The following is a 3,923-nucleotide window of genomic DNA, read 5'->3' on the forward strand; positions in this document are numbered from 1 at the left end:
GTAGGTCCAGTGGAACCAGTAGTTCCAGTGGAGCCGGTAGGTCCAGTAGCCCCAGTAGAGCCAGTAGCCCCGGTAGGTCCAGTGGAACCAGTAGTTCCAGTAGCCCCGGTAGATCCAGTGGAGCCAGTAAGTCCAGTGGAGCCAGTAGCCCCAGTAGAGCCAGTAGCCCCGGTAGGCCCAGTGGAACCAGTAGCTCCGGTAGGTCCAGTAGGAGAATGTGGGAGAATAATACGGTTAATATCTAAAAGTGAAAAGTTAATGAACATATCTTTGTTTTGATAATCTATCGAAATCACCTCACTAGCATGTTTAAAGAAATAGTAAAGTAATAATTTTTATAGGTATTTCATTTCTATATTATTAATGCAACTTATTTTGGAAACAGTAAATAGCTATCCTGACTATAGGGTATTAATTTTTAACCTAAATTTTAATAAAACCTTTATTAAAGATAAAGAGCGCTTTTAAAGGCGCTCTGAGACAAGTTTCATGTTGAAAAAGGGAATTGAGGATATTATGTGCATACTGTTTTAGAATGTTGTAAATTTTTAATTAAAAATAAAAAGATCTTATAAAAATTTAAAATTTGTATTTTTAGATAGTCACCATACAATAAAATATGCTTGTTTGATATAAATGTGTGTCAAATTTACCAAAATATATTTTGGCATGCATAAGAAAATTAAAATACTTTGTTAGCAAATACTAGCAGCTTCAGTGACAGATGGTAGAAAGAGTTTACGTGGTATTGTAATACATAGCCTTTAAATCCTTGATTTTGGGATGAAAGAGATGTATTACGTTTTCGTGAAATGTGGAGTCAAGGTATGAGCTTACCGAAGATGGCCAAAGCGTTAAGGAGACACCAAGCGGAAGTTGCGCTTCTTGTAATAGATCAAGCGGATAAGTATTTAATTGAAAATCGTCCGATAGAATTAGGGATTTGCTAAATAGGAAGGGGAAAACAAAATGAACGTTATGGAAAATGGTGTATTAGAAGCAACTAAATTAATGAGTGAAGCTAAGAATGAGAATCAGGTTATAAATGAAGCTACAGTTTTACAGATTGCAAGTATCTTATCGATTGCTGAATTAAATGATTATCAGGAAGCAACTTTACGAACTTGGAATAACAAAACTGATTTTGGAGGACGTGTTTCAAATGCAGCTTTAGGACTTACAGGCGAAGCTGGTGAAGTTGCCGATATTGTAAAAAAAGCAATTTATCATGGACATGGTTTTCAACCATCGCATTGTCCAGGAGAAGAAGACGGAAACACTTATAAGTTAGCCTTATAGCTTGGAGATATTCTTTATTATTTATCAATTATGGCGCATGAACTGGGATATACGTTACAAGATATTGCTGAAATGAATATTGCAAAATTAGCTAAAAGATATCCAGATGGTTTTAGTCGAGAAGCAAGTCAAGCACGTGTAGATGTAAAGTAAGACAAAATTTGAATTTTATTAAGAAAGAGAGATAGGGAATGTAATTCGTAAAAAGGCGTTTTACTAGATTAGGGACACTAGCAAAACGCCTTGTGGGTAGTACATCATACTCATCAAGCTAACCAAAATAGGTGGCTCGACTTGAACTAGCAATTGTACCTACCAAACCGCTAAAAACTACTAATAATTAAAAAACTTTTTACATAACAATTTAATCCTTTGTAGAAAACTACGAGGGGTTAAATTGTTCAAAGAGTATTCCATTTGAGGTCTGATTAATTTAAGTTCTTAAATGAAAAGTTGAGGAAAACATTCACGAACACCAGAATTTCTTAATGAATTAAATAATGCTGCACTGATTCTTAATAGGACGTTGTTATCAGTTCCATCTTCTAAATCGTATATCACAAAGTATGAATTATCGACTGTGAAAATACATTTTCGTTCTAATTTAAATCCAGTTGGTACAGTTGGAAGTGTATCAACTGGTTCAATTACAGGTGTATCTCCTTCATCTCTAATAAAATCGAAAGTTTGCTGATCAATTTCGTAGATATTAACTGGATCAATTTCTACACCTTTATCTGGAATTGTAATTTCATCTTCAACTAATAAGAAAAAGCGTTCGTTTCGAAAATTGAAAAGAGATCTTGCTCCAATTTCAAATGATGCCATTTTATATTAACCTCCTTAGCAACTTCTTTATAGGTTTAAAGTTACTTTTATACAATATGTTAGATTGATAGATTTGGTTACGGCACGTACTACGTAAATTACTAAATTAGGGGTCCTATCAAGCTAAGGTTATGAAGTATTCCAAAAACGATAACAGAGCTTCGTTATTACAAAAAAGTTAAAATTTTCGTTCTGGGAATCTATTAGATTTTAATTTGATGGCGATGGGGTAGTACATGTTTTTGGGGAAAAGCGTATTAAAAAATAAATAAAATCGTTATTTTATAGTGATGTAAAAAGAGTACATATCGAATATGTACTCTTGAAAAAAAGGAAGTGTAAATAAGTGATGAAACACTATACTACAACATATGCTTGTCTCATTTAAAAGTGCAAGGAATATAACAAAATAGTTATTTTGTTAAATAAAAAAACATGCACAAAAATTGTGCATGTTTAGTAAAAGCTATGTCTTGTCAATGTAAATATATGCTTAACTAATATATCCCGTGTGTACGTTTGAACAAGATGGTTATTTATTAAAAGGTTATTCAGTTATTTGAAATATAGTTTCATTAGGCTTAGAAAACCCATACAATTTCCTAGCGAACTTTAAAATACCTTCTTCGCTCTCGCTTAAAGTTTTAATATCGTTTTCAAAATAACGTCCTATAAATTCTAATTCGGACAATTTTTTCTTTTCTTTATTGAGTGTAATTTGTTTTTCTTGAATCATTTGTTCTTGCTTATAAATACAGATTTGAATGGAAATAACTATAGGCAGCATAAAAGCAAGTGCTAATAAAAGACGACGTCTTAGCTTTTTATTCGTTTGTTGATTCTTATTAGGGTTAATTTGTTTTTTTGAGAGTGATTGTTGTGGTGTTAAATTTGGGACACTACCCATGTTAAAGCCTCCATTATTTATGTATAAAATGTAAATTGTTTAAAATTATTATATATGCTAAATGGATAATTTTAAACCTATCTGGATAAAGAAAGGTTTTATAAAATTCTTATTTAATTAAAAAATCGCGTACAAAAAATGTACACGATTATATAAAAACTATGCCTTGTCTGCTCTTTGCATTTTATGTTTATAGTATGTAAAACGTGATACATCTAAATAAATTAAAAGAGCACCATTAAAAGTGCTCTCTGACTAAAAATAAGGTTGAAAAAGAACACCCAAGATATTATATGTATGTTTTTTAGAGAGGTGTAATTTAAAAATGAAATCTTTATTTAAATAAAAAGAGCACCTTTGAAAAGTGCTCTTTAAGGATAAATCAAAATATTGACTACTTTTTATTTTGAGGTGAATAAGAGAGTAGATTGAATTTTATTGAAGTACATCAATAAAGTTCTTTTCACCTCATTGTAATGGTTAGCGAGTGCGATATCTCCACTGAATGAGATGAAATAGCTTAATCCAGTTGCTTTTATAAAATGTTTAACACTTACGAGCATTAAGATAACCTCCAATAATTAATTGGTACTAATTATACCAAATATATTGTCTTTGGAACATGTGAAAAATCAACAGGGTGTACGGTGGAATGTTTAAGTTGATGTGTACAGGACATGGAGAAGTAATTAATAGTAGCCAGGATAGTTCTGAACGGATAATAAAGAACTCAACAAAATAATCCTTTTAATAGAAAGTGAGGTTAGGCGAATGACTGATTTAAAGAAAAGAAAAATTAGAAAAGCAATTGCTCGTCGCACAAAGGCAGTAGAAAAATATCAAGTTGATAACGCTTGGAGAAATATTTTTGTGAAAGCTGGAATAATAA

General features: G+C 31.6%; 5 protein-coding genes and 2 pseudogenes. 4 read left to right on the plus strand and 3 right to left on the minus strand.

Annotation, left to right across the window (positions count from 1 at the left end):
• From CQ064_RS33930 to CQ064_RS21485, 3 genes and pseudogenes are all read left to right on the plus strand, one after another.
• The coding region (locus tag CQ064_RS33930; RefSeq protein ID WP_219845034.1) for a hypothetical protein at positions 1-279 on the plus strand (279 nt) is incomplete at its 5' end.
• Between the two features lie 500 nt (positions 280-779).
• Positions 780-950 (plus strand): annotated as a pseudogene (locus CQ064_RS21480) (helix-turn-helix domain containing protein); the annotation flags it as partial.
• Positions 951-969: 19 nt separating this feature from the next.
• Positions 970-1,452 (plus strand): annotated as a pseudogene (locus CQ064_RS21485) (nucleoside triphosphate pyrophosphohydrolase family protein).
• Positions 1,453-1,740: 288 nt separating this feature from the next.
• Here the strand turns inward: CQ064_RS21485 and CQ064_RS21490 are convergent.
• The 3 genes from CQ064_RS21490 to CQ064_RS33690 all read right to left on the minus strand — a co-directional run bounded on the left by CQ064_RS21490 (position 1,741) and on the right by CQ064_RS33690 (position 3,597).
• Positions 1,741-2,127, minus strand: a complete 387-nt coding sequence (locus CQ064_RS21490; protein WP_000135753.1) for a hypothetical protein — start codon at positions 2,125-2,127, stop codon at positions 1,741-1,743.
• A gap of 547 nt (positions 2,128-2,674) precedes the next feature.
• Positions 2,675-3,034: an FtsB family cell division protein gene (locus CQ064_RS21495; RefSeq protein WP_000536034.1), complete on the minus strand. Its 360-nt coding sequence runs from the start codon at positions 3,032-3,034 to the stop codon at positions 2,675-2,677.
• A 401-nt stretch (positions 3,035-3,435) separates the two neighbouring features.
• Positions 3,436-3,597: a hypothetical protein gene (locus CQ064_RS33690; RefSeq protein WP_000961494.1), complete on the minus strand. Its 162-nt coding sequence runs from the start codon at positions 3,595-3,597 to the stop codon at positions 3,436-3,438.
• A gap of 208 nt (positions 3,598-3,805) precedes the next feature.
• Here CQ064_RS33690 and CQ064_RS21500 point away from each other — a divergent pair.
• A partial coding sequence (locus CQ064_RS21500; protein WP_105559694.1) for a DUF3983 domain-containing protein occupies positions 3,806-3,923 on the plus strand: 118 nt, incomplete at its 3' end.

Source organism: Bacillus sp. MYb78, assembly GCF_002975115.1.
GTDB lineage: Bacteria > Bacillota > Bacilli > Bacillales > Bacillaceae_G > Bacillus_A > Bacillus_A cereus.

What these genes read in the sequence shown, in the direction of transcription:
- CQ064_RS21490 (WP_000135753.1), bottom strand. Translation starts at nt 2,127, where the DNA reads ATGGCATCATTTGAAATTGGAGCAAGATCTCTTTTCAATTTTCGAAAC.
- CQ064_RS33690 (WP_000961494.1), bottom strand. Translation starts at nt 3,597, where the DNA reads ATGCTCGTAAGTGTTAAACATTTTATAAAAGCAACTGGATTAAGCTAT.
- CQ064_RS21495 (WP_000536034.1), bottom strand. Translation starts at nt 3,034, where the DNA reads ATGGGTAGTGTCCCAAATTTAACACCACAACAATCACTCTCAAAAAAA.